This is a genomic window from Sinomicrobium weinanense (assembly GCF_018863395.1).
Classification (GTDB): Bacteria; Bacteroidota; Bacteroidia; order Flavobacteriales; family Flavobacteriaceae; genus Sinomicrobium; species Sinomicrobium weinanense.
On sequence record NZ_JAHKRR010000003.1, the window covers coordinates 117,736 to 139,932 of the forward strand.

At 39.3% G+C, this 22,197-nt stretch carries 19 protein-coding genes; 13 read left to right on the forward strand and 6 right to left on the reverse strand.

What is annotated here, in order from left to right; translation table 11 throughout:
- Positions 1-8 precede the first annotated feature (8 nt).
- Entirely contained in the window at positions 9-920 is a 912-nt protein-coding gene (locus KN811_RS10170) for a helix-turn-helix domain-containing protein (RefSeq protein ID WP_187964254.1), read from the reverse strand.
- A gap of 100 nt (positions 921-1,020) precedes the next feature.
- Positions 1,021-1,854, reverse strand: a complete 834-nt coding sequence (locus tag KN811_RS10175) for an SDR family NAD(P)-dependent oxidoreductase (protein ID WP_187964253.1) — start codon at positions 1,852-1,854, stop codon at positions 1,021-1,023.
- A 177-nt stretch (positions 1,855-2,031) separates the two neighbouring features.
- Between KN811_RS10175 and KN811_RS10180 the strand changes: the two genes are divergently transcribed.
- On the forward strand, positions 2,032-2,538 hold the full coding sequence (locus KN811_RS10180) for a hypothetical protein (protein ID WP_187964252.1): 507 nt from the start codon (positions 2,032-2,034) through the stop codon (positions 2,536-2,538).
- A 9-nt stretch (positions 2,539-2,547) separates the two neighbouring features.
- Here the strand turns inward: KN811_RS10180 and KN811_RS10185 are convergent, their stop codons facing one another.
- The 3 genes from KN811_RS10185 to KN811_RS10195 are packed head-to-tail and all read right to left on the reverse strand — an operon-like array spanning position 2,548 to position 5,376.
- Positions 2,548-3,249: a hypothetical protein gene (locus tag KN811_RS10185; protein ID WP_187964251.1), complete on the reverse strand. Its 702-nt coding sequence runs from the start codon at positions 3,247-3,249 to the stop codon at positions 2,548-2,550.
- Between the two features lie 10 nt (positions 3,250-3,259).
- Positions 3,260-3,820 (reverse strand): hypothetical protein, encoded by a 561-nt coding sequence (locus KN811_RS10190; RefSeq protein WP_187964250.1) that lies wholly within the window; start codon positions 3,818-3,820, stop codon positions 3,260-3,262.
- Between the two features lie 41 nt (positions 3,821-3,861).
- Complete coding sequence (locus tag KN811_RS10195) at positions 3,862-5,376, reverse strand: hypothetical protein (RefSeq protein ID WP_187964249.1); 1,515 nt, start codon at positions 5,374-5,376, stop codon at positions 3,862-3,864.
- A gap of 570 nt (positions 5,377-5,946) precedes the next feature.
- On the opposite strand from KN811_RS10195, the gene KN811_RS10200 reads away from it, so the two are divergent.
- The 8 genes from KN811_RS10200 (at position 5,947) to KN811_RS10235 (ending at position 16,444) form a co-directional block, all read left to right on the forward strand.
- A complete protein-coding gene (locus KN811_RS10200) occupies positions 5,947-7,674 on the forward strand; it encodes a helix-turn-helix transcriptional regulator (protein WP_187964248.1) in 1,728 nt (575 codons plus the stop codon).
- A gap of 158 nt (positions 7,675-7,832) precedes the next feature.
- The gene (locus KN811_RS10205) at positions 7,833-7,985 is read left to right on the forward strand and encodes a hypothetical protein (RefSeq protein ID WP_187964247.1); all 153 of its coding nucleotides are present in this window, start codon (positions 7,833-7,835) and stop codon (positions 7,983-7,985) included.
- 182 nt (positions 7,986-8,167) lie between these two features.
- Positions 8,168-10,276, forward strand: coding sequence for a prolyl oligopeptidase family serine peptidase (locus tag KN811_RS10210; protein ID WP_187964246.1), 2,109 nt, complete (start codon positions 8,168-8,170; stop codon positions 10,274-10,276).
- Positions 10,277-10,559: 283 nt separating this feature from the next.
- Positions 10,560-11,594: a serine hydrolase domain-containing protein gene (locus tag KN811_RS10215; RefSeq protein ID WP_187964245.1), complete on the forward strand. Its 1,035-nt coding sequence runs from the start codon at positions 10,560-10,562 to the stop codon at positions 11,592-11,594.
- A gap of 92 nt (positions 11,595-11,686) precedes the next feature.
- A complete protein-coding gene (locus KN811_RS10220) occupies positions 11,687-12,865 on the forward strand; it encodes a putative Ig domain-containing protein (protein ID WP_187964244.1) in 1,179 nt (392 codons plus the stop codon).
- Between the two features lie 96 nt (positions 12,866-12,961).
- A complete protein-coding gene (locus KN811_RS10225; protein ID WP_187964243.1) occupies positions 12,962-14,059 on the forward strand; it encodes a serine hydrolase domain-containing protein in 1,098 nt (365 codons plus the stop codon).
- 70 nt (positions 14,060-14,129) lie between these two features.
- A complete protein-coding gene (locus tag KN811_RS10230) occupies positions 14,130-14,810 on the forward strand; it encodes an SAM-dependent methyltransferase (protein WP_187964242.1) in 681 nt (226 codons plus the stop codon).
- A gap of 212 nt (positions 14,811-15,022) precedes the next feature.
- Positions 15,023-16,444, forward strand: coding sequence for a serine hydrolase domain-containing protein (locus KN811_RS10235; RefSeq protein WP_187964241.1), 1,422 nt, complete (start codon positions 15,023-15,025; stop codon positions 16,442-16,444).
- A 250-nt stretch (positions 16,445-16,694) separates the two neighbouring features.
- Here KN811_RS10235 and KN811_RS10240 read toward each other — a convergent pair whose 3' ends face one another.
- Complete coding sequence (locus tag KN811_RS10240) at positions 16,695-16,985, reverse strand: 3D domain-containing protein (RefSeq protein WP_216334832.1); 291 nt, start codon at positions 16,983-16,985, stop codon at positions 16,695-16,697.
- A gap of 403 nt (positions 16,986-17,388) precedes the next feature.
- Here KN811_RS10240 and KN811_RS10245 point away from each other — a divergent pair, with 403 nt between their 5' ends.
- The 4 genes from KN811_RS10245 to KN811_RS10260 are packed head-to-tail and all read left to right on the forward strand — an operon-like array spanning position 17,389 to position 22,161.
- Entirely contained in the window at positions 17,389-17,901 is a 513-nt protein-coding gene (locus KN811_RS10245; RefSeq protein ID WP_187964240.1) for a DUF2975 domain-containing protein, read from the forward strand.
- Between the two features lie 2 nt (positions 17,902-17,903).
- Positions 17,904-18,116 (forward strand): helix-turn-helix domain-containing protein, encoded by a 213-nt coding sequence (locus KN811_RS10250; RefSeq protein ID WP_187964239.1) that lies wholly within the window; start codon positions 17,904-17,906, stop codon positions 18,114-18,116.
- Positions 18,113-18,991, forward strand: coding sequence for an ABC transporter ATP-binding protein (locus tag KN811_RS10255; protein ID WP_187964238.1), 879 nt, complete (start codon positions 18,113-18,115; stop codon positions 18,989-18,991). The genes KN811_RS10250 and KN811_RS10255 overlap by 4 nt, the downstream gene beginning before the upstream one ends.
- Positions 18,988-22,161, forward strand: coding sequence for a M1 family aminopeptidase (locus KN811_RS10260; protein ID WP_187964237.1), 3,174 nt, complete (start codon positions 18,988-18,990; stop codon positions 22,159-22,161). Before KN811_RS10255 ends, KN811_RS10260 begins: the two co-directional genes overlap by 4 nt.
- The last annotated feature ends 36 nt before the right edge of the window (positions 22,162-22,197 follow it).

The window sequence follows — 22,197 nt, forward strand, 5'->3', positions numbered from 1 at the left end:
TAACAGGCCTAGTTAAATGATTGCCTGAATTCCAGTGGCGACAAGTTTGTTTTTGATTTGAATAATTTACTGAACGATTGCGGATGCTCAAACCCTAATTCATACGCAATTTCACTAACCGACAGGGTTGTTGCGGATAATTTCTCCTTGGCTTTTTCTATCAGCTTATAATGGATATGCTGCTGTGCATTTTGTCCGGTTAGTGAGCGCAATATGTCACTTAAATAGCCCGGGGACACATTGACCTGATCAGCCAGGTATTGAACAGAGGGTAAACCTTCATTTAATGATATGGAGTTATTGAAATAATCGTCTAAAAGCTCCTCTACCCTGAACAACAAATCTTTGTAAACTGCTTTGTGGGTGATGAACTGCCGGTTGTAAAATCGATTGCAATAGTTCAGCAATAACTCTATTTGGGAGATCACTACATCATGGCTAAAGTGGTCTATTCTACCCTTTAATTCGTCATCGATGATTTTGAAAACGGACATGACGGTTTCTTTCTCATGGGCCGAGAGGTATAACGCTTCATTTGCAGCGTATGAAAAAAAACCATACTGTTTGATTTTTTTGGCTAAGGGGTAGGTCAATAAAAAATCGGGGTGGATAAAAAAGGCATATCCGGATGCAGCACTTTTAGGACTTTCGAACACCTGATTGGGAGCTGTAAAGATCAAACCGCCTTCGCCAAAGTCATAGTAGTTTTGACCGTATTTTGCCTGACCACAAAGCGTTGTTTTGTAAACGATTTTATAAAAACCCAAAATAAAGAAATCAAATGATGCCTCCTTTGAAATGGTAACCTCCTCAATATTTACCAGACTTATCAGGGGGTGAGAGGGCCTGGGCAGCCCAAATGCCCGGTGAAAGTCCGATAACGAATCAAATTTCCTGAGTACGTTTTCTTCTCTTTTCATTTTTTCAGTAATTGAGCAACGACAACCGATAAGATACCAAATATCGGCTGTCGTTGAAATTTAAACAAGATACGCCCTTTTTCCCCGTTCGTTTATGTGATTAACCCTGGGCTGCATCAGATACTTCTTTCCAGGCTTCCCATGTTGCCAGCCTTTCTTTGTAGGCTTTACGGACGGAAGGCAGTGTTTGATTGCCCAGAAAGAGTCGCAGTGGTGGCCGTTCTGCATCTACCACTTTGAAAAGCGCCTGTGGCGTAGCCTTTGGATTTCCTTTTTCCAAATTTCGCAAACTTTCTACAAATTGCCCCTTAAAATCTGAGTAGATGTCAAGCCCGTTAGCCCTCTTTAAGGACCCAGGGCTGCCAAAATCGGTCGCATAGGCCCCCGGCTCTATGAGTGTTACCTTAATGTCAAAAGACTTAACTTCTGCGGCAAGGCTTTCGTGAATTGCTTCGAAAGCCCATTTTGTGGAGCAATAATATGCGATGACCGGCCTGGACTCGTGACCCAAACTGCTTGAGACACCCAATATATGACCACCGCCCTGTTTACGCAGTAGTGGTAGTGCAGCCTTAATGACCGAGAGTGTACCGAATAAATTGGTTTCGTAAAGAGCCCGAACATCATCCAGGCTTGCTTCTTCCACGGTTCCAACCAATGAATAACCTGCATTGTTAAGGATGACATCCAGTCTGCCGAAATGATCGTAGGCTTGCTCTACTACAGTCTTTACCCGGTCAGCGTCTGTTACATCAAGCTCGAGTGTGAGCACCTGGTCTCCATACTGATCTCGAAGGTCGGACAGGCTTTCCAGTTTACGGGCAGTGGCTACTACCTTATCCCCACGCTCAAGCGCGGCTTCAGTCCAAATACGCCCGAATCCACGGGAAGAACCCGTGATGAACCAGACTTTGTTTCCTTTTTGATTTTCCATGATCCTGACTTTTGTTTTACGTTACAAAATTCAATCATCCGGTTGGCCTCCTTGTAGCCTAATTGAGGAAAGGTGTAGCCAAAATGAGGGCGTTATGAAAAGAACGTGAGTTTTTTTAAGCAGGCGGTTCCTCTCCCAACCAAGCCCAGCCTTTCCGTAAAAAACAACAAAACAAAAATGCGAAAAATAATATCCCTTGCCATTGCAGTTTCTGCATTGGTAAACTGCAAAAACCCAAACAACAGAACCGGGACACCTTCTGAACCTGATATTCTAAACAACATTGAAGCCATAGGGAAACAGGAAGAATATTTGAAAACCGAACTGCAAATTATAACAGATTTAGAAGTTGGCATGGAAAAGGCCAAAACTGAAAATAAGCCTATCCTGTTATGTTTTACCGGCTATGCGGTTATCAACAGCAGGAAAATGGAATCGGAAGTCGTCATGAAAAACAAAACGGTTTTTGAAACGAAGAAAAACGACTATATCAATATATGGCTGTATGTGGATGACAAGGATACCGGCAAAAAATGGAAAGATTATCAAAAAGAGAACTTCGACTCCGGGGTACAGCCCTATTTTGTAATTCCGGATACAGGCGGACATACCATTTCTGAAGGATTGGGGTACCGGGAGGCGAAAGTAAACCCGGAACGGGAATTGTTTCGCAATAAATTATAGACTGTCCCTTTAATCCTTTACAAACGGATTAAAATATAATCGAAGCCCAAGGCCTATAGCCCTTGTTCCTTGTTGACGTTCATTGAGCCCTTTTACATCCAGAGATTTAAACATTTCCCGAATGTTCCATCCGCTGTACTGAATTATAAATGCCAAGGAGAGTTTTTCTGTTTCAAAAATATGGCCTTCAAAACCAATTCCTATCGTAAAATAAGATTGTGTTTGCTGGCTGTCATCCCGTTCAACAAGATCATAATAACCTCCTGTGCTGTCACGCTTATAATAACTGGCATAGGCATTGGTACCGGCCAAAGTATATTTTGGCAGTATCAGGAATCGAAAATCTTCATCACCAAAAAACAACTTGGGCGTTAAACTAAAACTCCAACCATGAAAACCTCCGGAGGTGTAACCGGATATAGTGGCCGGACCATCATAACCCGGTGGTAAGGCATTCTGGCCTGCCTCCTCATTTTTGCCCAGTGTCCCGGTATAATACCCAACCTCAAGTTCGGGAGCTATAAACTTAAAGGAAAACAACTCAGAACCGGCCATAAAACCTATATAACCTTCTTCCTTAAAAAGGATATTGCGGTTAAACCCCTCAAACCCGGCATAAAACCGGGGAGGGGTTAGTCTTTGACCAAGGATAATGGTTGTCCCTAACCAAAAGAATACCAAGGATAAGATCAACTTATATTTAATCTTCATAAGCTATATGCTAAAAAGTATATCCAATCCTTAAATGAAGGTCTGCGGCAACTTCCTTTTCATCAGACTCATATCCCAGTTTTTTGGTAAAATAATGACGGTAACCAATTCCAATACCTGCTTCATAGGTCCAATGATCTCCTATACTTCTCTTAATTCCCCACTTGGGGATAAAAGAAATATTTTCAAGAACTTCCACATGGTCAACATTGGAAATGGTAAACCAATCCGGCAAATAATTAATTTTTAAAGCAAGGAAATTGGCACTGTTGTTTGTAGTATTCCTGCCTTCAGAAAATCTCTTTTTAAAGTTGTAGTAATACCGTGGTTCCAAAGTTAACGTAGGGGCCAAAACAAAGCCCGTCTCCGTAAACGAACCTTCAAAGATACCTGCATCCAAACCTATTTCACTTCTCAAAACCAACTCGGAGGCCAGGCGTGATTCATTGTGAACCCAAATACCCAAAACCCCTGTTTGAACTCCGAAAACAGATTTTTCTACGCTGGTTTCCTGAGCATTACTGCATATAACACCTGAAAGCATGGCTAATACAAACAAAAAATTTCTCATATATATTCTTATTATAAAATACTATTTCAGTGCTACGATGGTTACTTGCCATATCCCATTTGCTTCCCTCTATATTTGTTACCATCTCTCCGGGCTACACCGTAAAAGTCAATATTTACATTTTTATACGATTTGGCACCAAAGACTTTGGAACTCCAGGAATCGGTATACTCTGCTTCACCATTGTCATTTACAATTACCTTGTCTTTCCATTTAAAAGTCAAGAGAAAATTCTGGTCAAAAGTGGTCCTTATTTTTCCCCCGCTACTTTGTTTCACTTTGTTGATGATCACAAACCTGGCCTCATTCTTAAAGGGATCTACTATAGTTGCTTTTATTGATACTTTTTCGTCCTGGAAAGCCTTTTCCAATCCGTTAATCTTACTCTTTAATTGATCCATAATCAAATCCCGGATAGCCTTGTTCAATTCCGATCCTTTAATACCTTCAAATTTTTTATCAAACAGGTACAGTTCCAGATTAAGCGGATAGTTATCTTCACTTCTGAATGGCCAGTTAGGCGTACTTACAGGATAATCCTGTACTGTAGTCCCATCTGTCTTATAGGTTACTCCTTTGTATTTGGCAATAATACCAAAATCTTTCGTAGGATCATCCATGGGAACATTAAACGAATATGTGTATTCTGCATAATTGACCCCCATTTCTGTATAGTCTACGGCATCTGATTTTTGCCAACCCAACCAGTATTTTTTCTGAAATTTGGTCATTACACCTATGGAAGAGTATAATCCTGCATAGTTCTGGTTCCAGAATTTTACTTTTACCCGACGTTTGCTATCAAAATAATCGTGGCAGGTTTCGGCATCCCCAAAAATGTTTTGCCAGACACTTTCGGACCTTATCGTACAATATCCAAGGTTTTGTTTTATTTGATACGGAAGTTTGGCCGGCACCGGATCGGGACTGGTAACGGGAGGATAATACCCGCCGCCACCTCCACCACAAGCAGCATAGAGGCTTATGTCCTCAGAGATCCGGGTGACCATTTCACGGGATTCTGTTGAGCTTTCCCCTTTCAGATAGGCATCACAAGGCAGCTCTTTGGCAACCATTTTGTTTTTTAATGCCTTTCCCCTTTTTTTCAAATAGTCATAAAGTTTTTGTTCATGCTCTATTTTACAAAAATAAGCTCCCTCTGTGGTGAAAACATATAATTCATCTCCAACATAAATCGCCCGATCTTCATTTAGCAAAGCTGCAAAAGCCGGATCGGCAATAAGTTCATCATCTTCATCCAATTCCTCAGGGACACTCAATTCATCATCCGTGTTTTTAGAGGAATACAGCTGACCCTTTTCATGCAGGCGTTCCTGCTTCCGCATCAAAAATTTGTTGTAGGCTTCTGTCTCCGTTTCTTTAAAAACCGGAGTTAACGGACGAAATCCCCGGGATTGCAATTTCCTTACCTGGGCATTAAAATCCATTTCGTCAGTACGATCTATAAAATTTTTAATGCCCTCTTTGCTTTCAAAGTGGAGCTTGTCATTTTCAATGGTAAATCCGAGATTTTCTTCCTGCTTTACAGCATTCATGTCTTCCGTTCTTAAATCCGGTTCCTCGGAACAAGAATTCAAAGACAAAATCCCGGTAAATATGAAAAGCATGTTCAGTTTCTGAAACCGGGTTAAATATAAAAAAAGTATTTTCTTCATCATATAAAATTTAATACAAAAAGTTAAGATTAGACAAGTAGAAATAGTAGTCCTTTTATTATTTTTTAATCATTTAGATTAAACCACTTTACTGTTTTTTGCTACAAACTCACATGCAAATCCAAAAACCGGAATTTTAAATACATGAGAATATCACAATAAGCCTTAAACCCGGATAATGTGTCAAGACTTCACATCTATTAGCGCTAATAATTTCGAAATCAAAAATGAGAGGATAAATTCAGGAACACAAATAGTGGTCGTCTATATTCCGGAATTGTGGATCAAATTCCGGAATTTATGGTCCCCTTTCGTTAAACTGCGGCAGACAGGGAAGAAAAATCCCTCGCAAAAAGTAGTAGGACAGTATTTCTTTTAAAATAAAATCTTAATTTAGCTCCCCCCCTCTCCATAAAATGCAGTATAGCCCTTTCTCTAATTTTTACAAGCATGACAAACCTAAAGGCCTTCCTTCTTTTAATTTGGTGTTTTAACCTTATCGCCTTTTATGGCCAGGAACCTATGAGAGAAGCGGATCCTGATCCCCTGTTTCAAAAAAGTTACGAAGAACTTGAAGATAGCTTTTACCAATATCGATATGATACGCTAAAGGCCAGGGTATATGCAAGTGTATATCTGGAAAAGGGAAAATTGGATAAGGACAAGACTAAACAGGCAAACGGATATGGCTTTATGTCTGCAATCTCAAAAACCGAGATTTCCGAAAAATATGCGGACAGCCTTATTGCCATTGCTACCACTCTTAACGATAATGAACACCTCATAAGAGGGCTCTTTTTAAAAGCGAGGACACTCCGGGATATGGGAAAACATAAAATGGCTCTCGACGAATTATTGAAAATAGACCAGTTGGCCATTGCCAATAATGACCTTCATCAGCAACTCAATGTAAAATATTCGATCGGTCTGATTAAAAATGATATTGGAGAATATGAAGAGGCCTTACAGGTTTTTAAAGAATATGTTTCCCATAACGAAGAATTGTACAAAAAAGATAAAAGCTATATTAAGAATTATACTATCGGTCTAATGGCACTCGGGGATGCCTATATTCGAAATAAGGAATACGATTCTGCTATGGCTATCAATAAAAAAGGAATGGCTTTGGCCCAAAAGGATAAAAAAGCTCTTAACCCCATCTACTTTACCCAATCCGGTGGTATCACTGCCTACTACCAGAAAAAACATCTTACTGCAAAAGACAGTATTCAAAGAGCCATAGATACTTTATTGAAAATAGGAGATATTAATAATGCCACAGTGGGATACCTCTATTTGGGAAAAATATTCCAGGACCAGAATAAAAAGGAAATTGCCGCCCGGTATTTTGCCAAAGTAGATTCTATGGTACAACATCATAACACTGTTTTCCCGGAAGTAAGGGAAGCCTACGAATTTATGATAGATTACTTTAAAAGGGAAGAAGATGCAAAAAGCCGGTTACAATATATCGAAGGGCTTTTACATCTGGACAGTGTTCTTATCAGTAATTCCCAATACCTGACCAAACATATTATACAAAAGTATGATACACCCCGACTACTTTTAGAAAAAGACGAGCTCATCTACACATTACAGGACAGACAACAAACGTCCAGGATCCGGACGCTTATTTTGTTAGGAGTTGTGCTTTTCAGCAGTGTTTTTGCCTTTAATTACTATAGGAAACAACAAATTTATAAGAAAAAATTTGAGAACCTTTTAAAGAAGAATTCTACCAAAAGAAAAACCGGATTCAGGAAAGTTAAGACACAAAACATCGAAGGCTTGAATATTTCGGAAACAGCGTTAAATAATATAACGGAAAAACTGAAGCAATTTGTAGCGAAAAAACGGTTTTTAAATAATGATGTATCCCTGACCAACTTGGCCAAAGCAATAGATACCAACCCAAAATATTTAACTACGGTTATAAAATTCTATGAGCAAAAAAACTTTACTTCTTATATAAACGATTTAAGAATTGATTATGCCATTGAAAGACTAAAATCTGACTTGTCTTTTCGAAAATATTCCATCCAGGCCATTGCCCGGGAAGTCGGGTTTAATAGTACACAATCGTTCTCCAAGTTATTTTATAAAAAAACCGGGATTCATCCCTCCTATTTTATCCAACACCTGGAAAAAAGAGAGGTAAGATCAAGTAAAAGTGTATAACCAAATGCTTTATATAAAAAAAACATGGTACAAATTCCGGAATTTTGGCCATCAATTCCAGAATTTACACCATCACTTTAACTGAATAAACCCCTTTTCAGGGACATATTAACTAAATTTATCCCGGAACTTAATTGAACTTATAACATATACATTTTATGAAAGCACGTAGAAAACAAATTCAACCTCAAAAGAAATTGTCCTTTATCAAAACCCGTATTGCTTCATTGTCCAATGCAGAGCAAATCAAGGGAGGTGATGAGCCGGACCAAAACACCAACCGCACCATGTTTCCGACAATTGGGAATTAATCGTATTTTTGAAGAACTTTGAATGCTGAACGGCCGGTTTGGATTTAACCAAACCGGCCTTGTTTAGAAAAATCATCTGAACTTTATATTAATACTTTATGACAAAGCCCCTTGCCGCCATTTTTAATACGATTTTGTTTTTTTGTTTTTTTGTTTCCTCTGCCCAGCAAAAAAAAGCAGCCTTGGCCCCTGTAAAACTGGTCATTGACACATATCACGGTTTGGATATAGAAGATCCATACAGATATATGGAAGACCTCAAGGATACCGTAGTTCTGAATTGGTTGAAACAACAAGGAGCTTATACGTCCTCAGAACTTGAAAAAATACCTGGAAAGGAAAGCCTTATAGCTTTGCAAGAGGAAGTGGACCATATGCTGGCCGCAAAGATTACACAGTTAAAAATCACAGGGAACAATAAGCATTTTTACCTCAAAAGAGAGACAGATGATAATGTGTCCCGATTATATTACAGGAAAGGTTTCAATAAAAAAGAAGTACTGCTTTTTGATCCCGCGGAATTTGACCCGGATTCCAAAATAGAATATATTATCAATTACATTCAACCGGACTGGGACGGGAATCAAATTGTCGTCAGTCTTTCCAAAAAAGGCGAGGAAATCTCTCAAATGGTTATCCTTGATGTATCTACAGGGGAAAGAAAGGATTTGATTATAGATCATTGCTGGCCTGCCGAATTAGGCGGAATTAGCTGGTTACCGGATAACTCGGGTTTTTTATATGTACATCTTCCCGTAATCGACCCTAAATCCAAGGATTTTCTCATCAATACAAAGTCGGTTTTATATAAAATAGGCGACGACCCCAAAAACCTGAACGTATTATTTTCTTCAAAATTTTCTCCTGATTTTCATGCTAAAGCTGAAGATTTCCCTATCGTTTATATCAGAAACCGAAATGATAAATACATGCTTGGCTGGTTTGGCGGGGCCTCTTCGTATAGTGATACATATTATGCTCCCATTCCTTCAGGTAAAAATTCGTTTCAACCACAATGGTCTTTATTATACCAGGCAGATCGGCAAATAAAACTCCCGGTGATAAAAGGGGACTCCCTCATCTATCGGACATCAAAGAACGCCCCAAACTTCAGGATTTGTAAAACAACTCTCCCCAATCCGGATTTTGATCATCCCCGGATTCTTGTCCCGGAAAAAAAAATGGAAGTGATCACCGATTTCGAAGTCACTTCAAAAGGGATTTTTTACAGTACAACAAAAAACGGTATCGAAGCCTCCCTCTATAAATATAATAAAGGGGAAAATATTCCGATTGATCTACCAGAAGCCTCGGGGAGTTTAACCATTACTTCCAAAGGGACCTCATATCCCGATTTATGGATAACCACAAAAGGATGGACAAGTAATGGAAACAGGTATAAATATGATATTTCTCAGAATATTTTCACTAAAGCTGATCTTGTAAAAGGAGTTTCACTCCCGGGATTGAAGAATCTTGTGGTTGAGGAGTTAATTGTTCAATCCCATGATGGAGAAGAAGTTCCACTATCATTAATCTACAGGAAAGGGATAAAGAAAGACGGAAATAACCGGGTATTGTATTTCGGGTATGGCTCTTATGGCTTTTCCATGAATCCCGCCATATATAACAATTTATACCCTTGGGTAGCCAGGGGTGGTATTTTTGCTGTTCCTCATGTACGTGGGGGAGGTGAAAAAGGAGAAACCTGGCATAAAGGCGGATTTAAAACCACTAAACCTAATTCATGGAAAGATCTTATCGCCTGCACGGAATATATGATTAAGGAAGGATATACTGCCAAGGAACGTTCAGTCATATGGAGCGGAAGTGCCGGAGGAATACTTGTAGGTAGAGCCATGACGGAACGTCCCGACTTGTTCGGGGCCGTGATCATCCAGGTAGGGTCTATGAATATGATTCGTTCGGAAACTCAACCTAATGGCCCGAACAATGTAAAAGAGTTTGGTACGGTGAAAGACCCCGAAGAATTTAAGGCCCTTCTGGAAATGGATTCATATCATCATATCAAAGACGGTGAGCACTATCCGGCAACTATCATCACTGCCGGAATGAATGACCCCAGGGTTGTAGCCTGGGATCCGGCAAAATTTGCAGCGCGTTTGCAGGCAGCTAATGCCTCTGGCAATCCTATTCTTTTCGATATTGATTTTGAGTCGGGACATGGAGTCGGAGATTCTAAAGCCAAACAGTTTGCAACGATAGCAGATTTAATTGCTTTTGCCCTATGGCAAACAGGACATAAAGATTATAAATACAAGGAAAATTAAGCCTTCTTTAATCCGTCAATATCGCAGGTGAATTAAGGGCCGGAAACCGCAACCGGCTTTAAATGTTTGCAGCGTATAATTAATTTAAACCCTGCTCCACAAAATGCACACTGAGGGTGCTGCGGTGTTTACAATATCTCACATACAAAATAAAGCGTATACTGAAAACCATGGAATAACCTTTAGACATGGTAACTACATCGTACCCCCGTCTTTTAATCACCGAACGGAGGAATTGTGTATATTTATGTGTTGAGCATTATTAAAAAACCGAATAACCCGAATGAAATTAAACATTTTTGGACTTGCAATAATACTTCTAACAATTTCTTGCAAAGCGGTAAAAACACCAGAAAGTGAAAATATTAGTCCGATATCGTCAAAAATAGATTCGATAGCCGAAGTTAATAACTTCAATGGGGTAATTCTGTTGGCAAAAGATTCCGTCATACACTATGAAAAAGCATTCGGATATTCTGACTTAGAAAATAAAATCAAACTAAATATTACTGACCAATTTTATATTGGTTCCATAAGCAAGCAAATTACAGCCGTATTGGTTCTCCGGGAATACGAAAATGGTACTCTTCATTTAACAGATAAACTAAACAAATACTTGCCTGAAATAAATCAACCGTGGGCAGATGAAATAACTATACACCATTTATTAACCCATACACATGGTATTGTTGACCTTAATAAGGCATTGGAATTTGAGCCCGGAACACAGTTTCAATACTCTCAAATAGGATTTGGATTGCTGGCTCAAATACTTGAAAAAATAAAAGAAAAATCATTTGAAGAAATAGCAACAGTATTTTTTAAAGCATACAACCTGATTAATACCTGTTATCCGGTCAAGAAAAATTATTCAAATTTGGTAAAAGGATATGAAGAAAACGAAACAGGAAAGTTGCTGATTGCCGAAGGTAATCCCGTAAAGTACATAGCGGCAGGAGGATTTATATCAAATGTGGAGGATTTACTGAAATGGAATAAACTGTTGCACTCAGGAAAATTGGTAAAAACAAGCACCTTAGATTTAATGAAGACACCATATGCAACGAGGATCCACCCGATATTTGATAAAATAGAATATGGCTATGGGTTACTCTTTAAAACCGGAGAACAAAGTGTTCAAATAGGAGCATTTGGCTATGTACCAGGTTTTCCTTCTGCCAATTATTTTTATCCTCAAACTGAAATTCATTTAATTATTCTGGAAAACACAGGAGTAAACCTGGATGATTTTAAAGTTACTTTTAAAACGCATACAGATTTAATGGATTTAGTAAAAAACGAACGGCCAGTCGAGTAAACGGCACCCCAAACTGGTCCTCGTTTGAGCCCTGCGGAAACGGGCGTCAGCAGAGGCACCATAAATACAGACACTGCAAAATTGAAACATTAATGATTAAAAAATTCCTTTCACTTATTTTCATTTTCGGACTGATTGGCTGTACTGATAAAATGGACTCCATTGATTATTTTGGTCAAACTCCCCCGGGGTCTGTTCCTGTTATTTTTGCTCCCGGCACAATATCAATAGAAGGCAGATTAGAACATGGATTATCTTTTTCGCTTGATGGAAAAGAATTAGCATTTGGAATCCTGAACAAGGATGACAATAGTGGAGAAATATACTATTCCAAAAAGGTCAATACGAATTGGACAAGACCGATAGTCTTTGAACCCTTAAAAAATAAATGTGTATATCTTCCATATTTTTCACCGAATGGAAAATCCTTATTATATGCTCAAAGTAAACCCGATACGGACAATGGGTATACTGATATTTGGATGGTTGAAAAGGTAAATGATGATTGGAATTCATCAAAAATAATACAGGCTCCATTAAGTTCAACAAGTAGGGAAGCTAACGCTTGTATGACCTATGATGGTACAATTTATTTTTCATCTAATAGAAATTGTGAGGGAAAAGAAAATTGCTACACTGCTGATTTATTTTATTCAAAACCAATGGATAACGAACAACAAAATATTGAAGTGATTTCGGAACTTAATTCATCGAATGATGAAGAAAGTGTGTTTATTTCCCCAAAGGAAGAATACATCATTTTTTGTAGATATACAGACAATGAAACCTGGATGGATTTATATATTAGTTATCGTGATATTAATAATAGGTGGGTTGAACCTCAACTAATAGATCCGGCAATAAATTCAAAAGATTGGGACAGAAGACCATTTGTAAGTATTGACAATAAATTTTTATTTTTTACGCGACTGCAAATCGGCGAAAAAGGATTAACCGAATCAGATATATATTGGGTTAATACTTCAAAACTGTTTAAACCATTTGTTTATAATTCACTTTCTGATATAACAGTTCAGGTCGGAGAGAAATTCGAAATATCCGTTCCAAAAGATTACTTTAAAGACATCGATGATACATCATTGACTTACAGCGTTAACCAAAATCAGTTTGACTGGCTTAATTTTAATAGTGACCAAATGAAATTATCCGGAATGCCATCTGTGGAAGGAGATTTTGAACTGACTTTTACAGCAATTGATAAATCTTCGAATAGGGCAGATGATAAGATTATAATAACAGTAAAAAAATAATTACGGCATCCCTGGTGCTCGTTTGAGTGCAACGGAAACGAGTGCCCCCTTTACAGCCCCATCATACATGCCGCTCTTATCAGCTATTTTTTAATTATGACAATACAACGAAACAAAGTAATAAACCTGGGTTTGTTTTTCCTTTTAATACTTGTTGGCGCTTGCAAACAAAAAAGAATAGAAAGCATTCCTGCTTTTACATGGAAAACCGAATCACCCGAAAAACTCGGCCTTGATAAAAACGTATTAAACAAATTCATAGCAGATATCAAAGACTCTACACTATATGGAGTAGATGCATTAGTAGTAGTTAAGAATGGAAAAATAGCGTTCGAGGAGTATTTTAACGGGTCTACGGCAGATAGCCTGCACGATGTTACTTCCGTTGGAAAAAGCATAACTTCCGCCCTGGTAGGGATAGCCATCGAAAAAAGGTATATAACAGGCAAAAACGAACCGGTTACGGGGTACTTTAAGGACTATAAGATTAAAGAGCAAAGCCCTGAAAAGGAAAAAATCCGGATCCGTCACTTACTGACCATGACGGCAGGATGGGCTTGCGATGACTGGGACGCAGGATCACCGGGAAATACCATGCATTTCCCGGATGTCCCCGACGATTTTGCTTTTACTTTAAACCTACCCATGATCAGGGCCAACGGGGAGGTTTTTTCATACTGTTCGGGCGGGGCTAATCTTTTAGGAGAAATTATCCGGAGACGATCCGGAGTGAGTTTAAAAGGTTTTGCAGATAAATACCTGTTTCACAACATAGGAATAATGAAAAATGAATGGTTTGTAGTCCCCAAACCGCCGCATTACGAATTTGCAGGAGGTGGAAATGTACTAAGACCGAGAGACCTGGCCCGGTTTGGCCTCCTGTATCTCAATAAAGGGGAGTGGCAGGGAAAACAAATCATCCCGAAAGACTGGATACGGGAAAGCACATCCAAACAAATAGAAACAAACGAGGACGGAGACTATGGCTATTTGTGGTGGATAAAGGACTATCGTTACAAAAACAAAACAGTTAAAGGTTTCGAGGCCTCCGGGAACGGGGGAAATAAAATTGTTGTGATCCCGGAACTCGATATAGTAATGATCCTCACAGGCAGCGCTTACGGAAGTGAATATGTTGAAGGCGAGCAGGCCCGGAAAATAATAGAAGATTACGTAATTGCTTCAATAAAATAAGCAAAGAGCGTTTGTCCCCCCTGACGTTTTTGTTGTTTATAGAAACACACCTGCTAAAAAGGAAAAAATAATGGCATTTGAATTAAAAAACACGGTCCCCTGGGGACGAAATTTAGAAGAATATAAAGAAATGTTTAACCTGACTGAATCGGACCTGAATGGTAGAATTATCAGTTTTGGAGATGGCCCCGCAAGTTTTAACACTGAAATGACCGAACAAAATAAAAGTGTTGTTTCGGTTGACCCTATTTATCGGTTTTCAGAAAAAGACCTAAAGCAAAGAATTGAGGAAACCAAAGACATAATTATTCAACAGACTAAGGAGAACCTTGATAATTTCGTATGGACGAAAATCAAAAACATCCGGGAACTGGAACAGATCCGTATTTCTGCCATGACCGGGTTCCTTCAGGATTTTGAGCATGGAAAGAGGTCGGGCAGGTATATAAGTCACGAATTGCCAGACAAAACAGGTTTTGAAGATCTGTCTTTTGATTTGGGTTTAAGCTCACATTTCCTGATCTTATATGCTCAACTCGGATTTGATTTTCATGTTTCTTCCATTACAGAGATGCTGAGAGTAGCGAAAGAAATCAGGATATTCCCGGTACTGGACCTCGATGCGAAAAAAACAGAACTGTTAGATAAACTGATTGCGTATTTTAAAAGGGATTATATGGTAAACATAGAAAGCGTTCCGTATGAATTTCAGAAGAACGGGAATGAAATGTTAACGATAAAAAGAAAATAGCAATACCGTTGCCCCACATCTCGCAAAAACCATCATATTACCATGGCCCTACTTATTGCCGGTTGTAAGAAAAAAAACAAACCGCCAAAAACAGGAAAATACGGCGGTAACTGCAGGCTTCCCTAAAAATATACTTTACCGTTGCCGCCCGTTATGAAAATGTAACATTCAAGAGTTTTATTCGTCCTTAAAGAAAGAAATATTAAAAAATTATGAATACAAAAATTAAATTTCTCTCTTTATTCATCCTTTCTATATTATATACAAGTTGTAAAGCACAACAAAAACAAGAGGTTAAAAACTTATACAAACATTACAAAACTATTGATTCGCTTATATCAAATTGCCACAATATTGGAGTTTTCAATGGCAATGCAATAGTTTCAGTAAAAGACACAACTGTTTATAACAAATCCTTCGGCTATACAGATGGTTCGGGTTCCGAAAAAATAGATGACTCTTCTATTTATAGCATTGGCTCAATTGCAAAAGAATTCAATGCGATTTCTATAATGATTTTAGCCGAAAAGCAGCTTCTTGACATTAACGATTCAATTTATAAATTTAATCTTGGATTACCTGAATGGTCTAAACAACTAAAAATTAAGCATCTTTTGTCCTACTCGTCAGGATTGCCCGGAATCGATTATGAAAATTCACATCATAACGAGAATGTTTATAATCGTTTAAAATCACTACAAAAACTAGACTTTGAGCCAGGAACGGGCTACAATTATAATAACAACAGTATTTTTTTACAGCGACTAATAATAGAAAAAGTTTCAGGTCAAAAATTTGAGGATTTCGTAACTGAAAATATTATAAAACCGTTAGAACTTAAAAGTGCTGTTTTTGACCCGGATCCAAGCAACAAACATCTGGTTAAGGCATTTAATAATGAAAACCAAAATGATAAATCAGAAAGAAGTCCAATTACCGGCTGGATATACATCTCAAATAACGATTTGCATAAATATTTGATTTCCCTGCATCGTGGTAAAATAATATCGAAAGAATCACTTTTTGTTCTTGCCCATACTAATTTTCAAGGGAAGCAATCCTCATTAGGTCGTTGTGAATTAAAGGACAATCAAGTTATAACACATTACCATCAAGGGTCATCATACAATTATGAGGCGTTGATATATTCTAATTCAACATTGGGGCTATCCATAACAATGACAACTAATAACAAAAACTTTAAACTCGGAGAAATTGCCGGTGCCATTGAAAATATTATACAGGACAAACCATTTGAAATGCCTAAGAAGTCCGTTTATTTAACGATACGAGAAAAATGTTATGACAACGTGGATGAAGGAATCCGCTATTATTACGAATTAAAAAATCAATTTCCGGACGACTATAATTTTTCAAACCCCTCTGAATTAGCCAGAGTTGGATATAAATTGATTGAAAAAAACCAGATTAAAGACGCTATTAAGATTTTTAAACTTCTGGCAAAAGAATTTCCCAAAGAACCCTATGCCTATGATAGTTTAGGCGAGGCATATTTTAGAGACAAACAATTCGATTTGGCATTATCCAATTATAAAAAGGCCATAGCGCTAGGCGGTACCAAAGGGAATGCGAAAAAAATGGTAGGTAAAATCGAAAAAGTAAAGAATAAATAATTGGCTATAACCTTGTATAAGTGTAATGCGGGCTGAACCACTAAAATTGAGCGTTTTTGCTTAAACCTGGCGCTCGTTTGAGTGCAACGGAAACGAGTGCTCCCTTTACAGCCCCCATCATACATGCCGCTCTTATCAGCTATTTTTTAATTTATGACAATCAACGAAACAAAGTAATAAAGCCTGCTCTGCGAAGTTTGCAGCTCAGCCGGGCACCACATCCCCACCCTGATAACCCTTCTCTTAATGGTTAGGGGGTAAAAGTGATGGTCACTTTTCGTCTTCCCCATTTACGGGCGGCTTTTACGTCCTGCCCCATATAGATGTCTATTTTTTTCTTCCAGCGTTTGTTCATCTTGTCTTTCACTACATAAACGCCGGCCAGGCCTTCAATTTTAACTTTTGTATTGTGGCCAAGGCCCATCTTTATCAAATCGTGCGAAACAGCAATCGATTTCATCCCCGGCTTTAGCTTATCTCCCCAGGCGGTTAAGGTAGGGTCTCCTCTTTTGGTCTGGCTGTTAACAGAATTATAGGCCATGGCCGTAACCTCCAGGGTAATGCTTTGTCGGGGAGCCTTGTTGTTCGTGAAACCGGAAAGGACAACCACGGTGACCAGGGCGGTCAGGGTCCATAAAAATTTTAAGCCGTTTTTATAAAGAGGTTTTATCGTTGTACGCATGTATTTTTAACGGCTTCCTGTTTCATTTATTTTCCTTTTCCGTTAAGAATTGGATAAAGGTTTTCCCGGTACTTTACTGCGCGGCCAACTTCAACATCACCATAAACCTTAAGAAATCACCTCCCCGAAGGCTACTAAAACTGAAGGCTTTTGGGCTATTGGTCATGCAACTCAAAGCTATTCCGTCTATTTTAGATTTCAATAATTATCGTTTTATTTTAATTTATATATTTGTAACATTAATTTTCTAAATGGAATTAAAATGAGACGAACAAAAATCATAGCTAAAACACTCTACATTATCAGCCTGGTGCTGGCCATAGGATATTCAATCACCACCTTGTATGCAGCATTCTGCATTGTAACCGGGATCCGGACAAGCATATTTGATAAAAATTTGTTGCATATTTTCTATCCGTTTACCACAAAGCCATTCCTTATAGCAGAAAACAATACGCTGTATATCATATTTTCGCTTCTGCTTCCCCTGGGGTTGTACAGCATTTTCTTCTGGATGTCATCAAACGTATTCCGGGTTTTCCTTAAACCCGTATTGTTTACGGCCCGAAATGTAGTTCACTTAAAGCGATTTTTTGGGTTTAACCTTGTAGCACCTGCTTTGGCAACCGTAATCGGCAGTTTCTTTGTTCCTATTGAAGATTTTATCCTTGCGTTAGTTGTGGTGCATTTCTTCCTCGGGATATTCATCTATTTCCTTGCGGCGATTTTCAATCAGGGTATTGGGTTACAAAACGAACAGGACTTATTTATCTAATTATGGCGATAGTAATCAATTTAGACGTGATATTGGCCAAGCGCAAAATGCAAAGCAAGGAATTGGCAGAAAAAATCGGGATTACCACGGTGAACCTTTCCATTTTAAAAACCGGAAAGGCAAAAGGCGTCCGCTTTGAAACACTCGAAGCCATCTGCAAGGTTTTGGAGTGCCAACCCGGCGATATTCTGGAATATAAAGAAGACGAAAAATGAACATATTAAGCATTTCCAACCTAATTAAAACCTACCCGAACGGTGTGAAAGCCATTCATAATATCTCATTGGAAATCGGGAATGGAATGTTTGGGCTGTTGGGTCCGAATGGTGCAGGAAAATCATCGTTGATGAAAACCATTGCCGGTCTGCAAAAAGCCGATGACGGCGAAATATTGTTTAACGGCGAAGATGTCCTGAAAAATCCCTTATCCATAAAAAGACACCTGGGGTTTCTTCCGCAGGATTTCGGGGTATATCCTAAAGTTTCAGCCCGCGATCTGCTCAACCACTTGGCGATCTTAAAAGGTATCACCAGCAAAAACGAAAGGAAAGTGCAAATCAACGAATTACTGAATAGGGTCAACCTATATAATCAACGAAACCGGGAAGTCCATACTTTTTCGGGTGGGATGAAACAACGTTTCGGCGTTGCCCAGGCACTTCTGGGTAATCCAAAGATCATTATCGTGGACGAACCTACCGCGGGGCTCGACCCCGAAGAACGAAACCGCCTGAACCTGTTGCTAAGTGAAATTAGCATAAACAGGATCGTTATTCTTTCCACCCATTTGGTAGAGGATGTAAAAAACCTTTGCGCTCAAATGGCGATCATCAAAAACGGAATGTTACTCTGCATGGGTGCACCTTCGGAATTAATGAGAGGTATTGAAAATAAAGTTTGGCAAAAGGCCGTAACCCAGGCCGAATTTAAGGAGTATAAAGCCGGAGATCATTTTATCAATTATGAGTTTAGGCAGGGAGAGATCCGGGTAAACATTTTTTCCGAACAACAACCGGAAGGTTTTACCCGGGCCCCTGCAACATTGGAACACATTTATTTTCATCAACTTAATACAAATCCGGCACAATGATCCCGATCTTGCTTTTCGACATCAGGTCTTTCGGAAAACCTGTCTGTTATATTGTGCTGTTGCTGTTGACGGGAGCCGGTATTTTTGCGGGTTACCAATTTAATCTTACCGTTGGGGAAGGTGTTTTCCTGAACAGCGCCTACACTGCGGGATTTATGTTGGGTTTTTTAAGCCTGTCTCTCGTTTTTATAGCCACTATTCTCGCCGGACAATTACTGTTCAGGGAGAGGGATGCCCGTTTTGACCTGATGATCTTTTCTTTGCCTGTCAAAGAGAACTCATTTATTTCAGGGAGGTTCCTGTCATTTTTCACATTAACCTTTCTGTGTTTTTTGTGCATGGTTATTGGTTTTGTCATCGGACAAAATTTACGGACCGGCGCCGGGATAAACCCCGATTTTTATTTTTCTTATTACCTCTATCCGCTTATCGTTCTGGGCGTTATTAATTGCCTGATTGTCTGCAGCATCTTGTTCTTTTTGGGCATATTTACCCGAAATAAAATGGCGGTGATCATCGGTGGATTATTGCTGTACGTTTTGTATATGGTAATGTTGATCTATTCCGGATCGCCTTTTATGGTGGGGGCTTTGCCCCAATCGAATGCTGCCCAAAAAATCTCGGCGCTGACGGACCCCTTTGGCCTGTCGGCCTATTTTTTCCAGGCCAGGGATTTCACGGTTGCAGAACGCAATAGCTCTTTAGTGCCGCTTTCAGGCGTATTTCTGGCTAACAGGTTAATAGTCCTGTTTTTTTCATTGTTATTCCTGGCTCTTTCGGTAAGATCTTTTTCATTCCGTTTGAGAAATAAACGGCCCGGAAAAGGCAAAAAAATCCGGGTTTCACCGTATACGGATTTTAATTCCCTGACTGCAAGCCCCATAACCGTTTGTCAAAACCATCGGAAAATCAATAGAATAAAAAGTATCCTTTCGTTTGTAAAAATGGATTTGGTTTATGCTTTTAAAAGCATTGTTTTTTATGCTATCTGCCTGCTTTTGCTGTTTTATGTGGGAATGGAAATCTATGCCGCCATTGACCAGGGCATCCGCTTTCCCCAACATTATGCAAGTTCAGGGCTAATGGCACAAACCATCAACAAGAATTTTTATCTGCCCGGCGTGTTTCTGTCGGTTTACCTTATTAACGAACTTTACTGGCGTAGCCGTACTTCAAATTTTTCGCCGGTAGAAAATGCAACTTACTTTTTCTTTGTAAAAACCGTATCGCATTGGTTGAGCATTTCTGCTCTCCTGCTTGTTTTTTCACTATTGCTGATTTTGGAAGGTCTTATATTTCAATGGATATTCAACTATCCCCGTCTTGACGGAATGGCTTATGGGGGTGTATTGGTTTTTAACACCTTGCCACTGATACTCTTGTCGGGATTCCTTGTTTTGTTGAACGCATTGTTAAAGAAAAAATATACGGCACTGGCGGTTTCGGTTGTTTTTGCTGCAATATTCGCCACTCCGCTTTCCAAAACATTTATTGAATTTTCACTGCTCCGGTTTTTGTCAGGTTACCATGGTGCGTATAGCGATTTTTTGGGGTACGGGATTTATATGGGCAGCTTTATTTATCGTCTTTTGTTTGGTTTGGGTATGCTGATAATTTTCTGGTTGGTTTTTGATTATCTGAAAAGAAAACAGTTCAATCTTGGCAAAATTATATTGGGTTTAATTACCCTGGCACTTGTTTTCATTAGTGGCAATAGCTTCCAAAAAGGCTATTTGGCGAAAGGCGAAAACATCCAATTCCTGAAATCCGCTACCTATGAAAAAAAATACCGAAAGTATCAAGACTTTCCGCAGCCAACGATTATAGCGGTTAAAACCCGAATAGACCTATACCCTTCTGAAAATGCTTACACCCTTCATGGAACCTATTCCTTAAAAAACCTGACCGGGCGACCGGTTGAAAATATCCTTTTCAACTTTGAGGAAGCCCTTCAACTTGAAAAGGCGGTTTTTACGTTCCGGAACAAACCGACCGAATTGAAAAAGAAGGTGGAAGTTTTGAAGCTCTCCACTCCATTGGCTCCCGGCGATGAGGCTGCTTTAGGTTTTTCGTTACGTTACCAATGGCATCCGGTAAATGGTCACAACCCGGCGAATGTCATTGTCGAAAACGGCTCTTTTATGCGCATAAGCCGCTATTATCCGGCAATTGGATATCAGGCAGGAAATGAAATTACGGACGATAAAAAAGACAAAAGGGCCGAATTCGGACTGGGCAAGGCAACCGGAATTAAAAAACTGGAAGCCCCGAAAACCAATCCCCGGGATTTTATCGATTTGGATATGACCATTTCCACAACATCCGGGCAAACTGCCATTGGGACCGGGGAATTGATCAGGCAATGGAAAAAAGGCGACCGGCATTATTTTCAGTACAGTGCTGAAAATATTCCGTTCCGGTTTGCGGTGTCTTCAGCGAACTATGCCGTTAAAAAAACTATCCATAAAGGCCATGAAGTCAATGTGTTTTACCTTCCTTCTCATTTTGAAAACGTGAACCGGTTGATTGAAAATGCCAAACAATCGCTGGATTACTGTATTGAAAATTTCGGGAGCTACCCCTTCAGGTCGGTATCGTTTGCAGAGGTTTCGTCCTTTACGGCCGGATTTAGTGCAACAGCTTATCCATCGGCAATTTTTATGACCGAAAATATGGCCTTTCACACCAATGTTGATGCCGACAAAGGACAAGACGTTATCAATGAACTGGCCGCGCACGAGCTTTCCCATTTTTGGTGGGGCAACAACCGGATTTCGCCCGACGACCGGGAAGGTGCTACCATGCTCACGGAAACACTGGCTATGTATACCGAGATGATGATATGCAAAGAAAAATATGGCGAAAAGGAAATGAATAAACGGCTGAGAATCCACGAACAGATTTACCGATCAGAAAAAGGATTTTATGAAGAGCAGCCACTCTTTAAAGTAACGCCTGAAAACACTCATATCTCCTATTCCAAAGGCGCTATTGTGATGGTAAAACTTTCCCGGGAAATAGGCGAACAACGATTGAACAAAATTCTCAAAACCTTTCTTGAGGAACATAAATACCCTCAAAGGGCAACTGCGCTGGACTTTCTAGAAGAACTAAAACAGGAATTAAGCACTGACGAATACCGAAGAATGGAAGGTTTGTTTACGCAATAATAGAATTTTAGCACCGATAATTTCATCCTGCAAGCA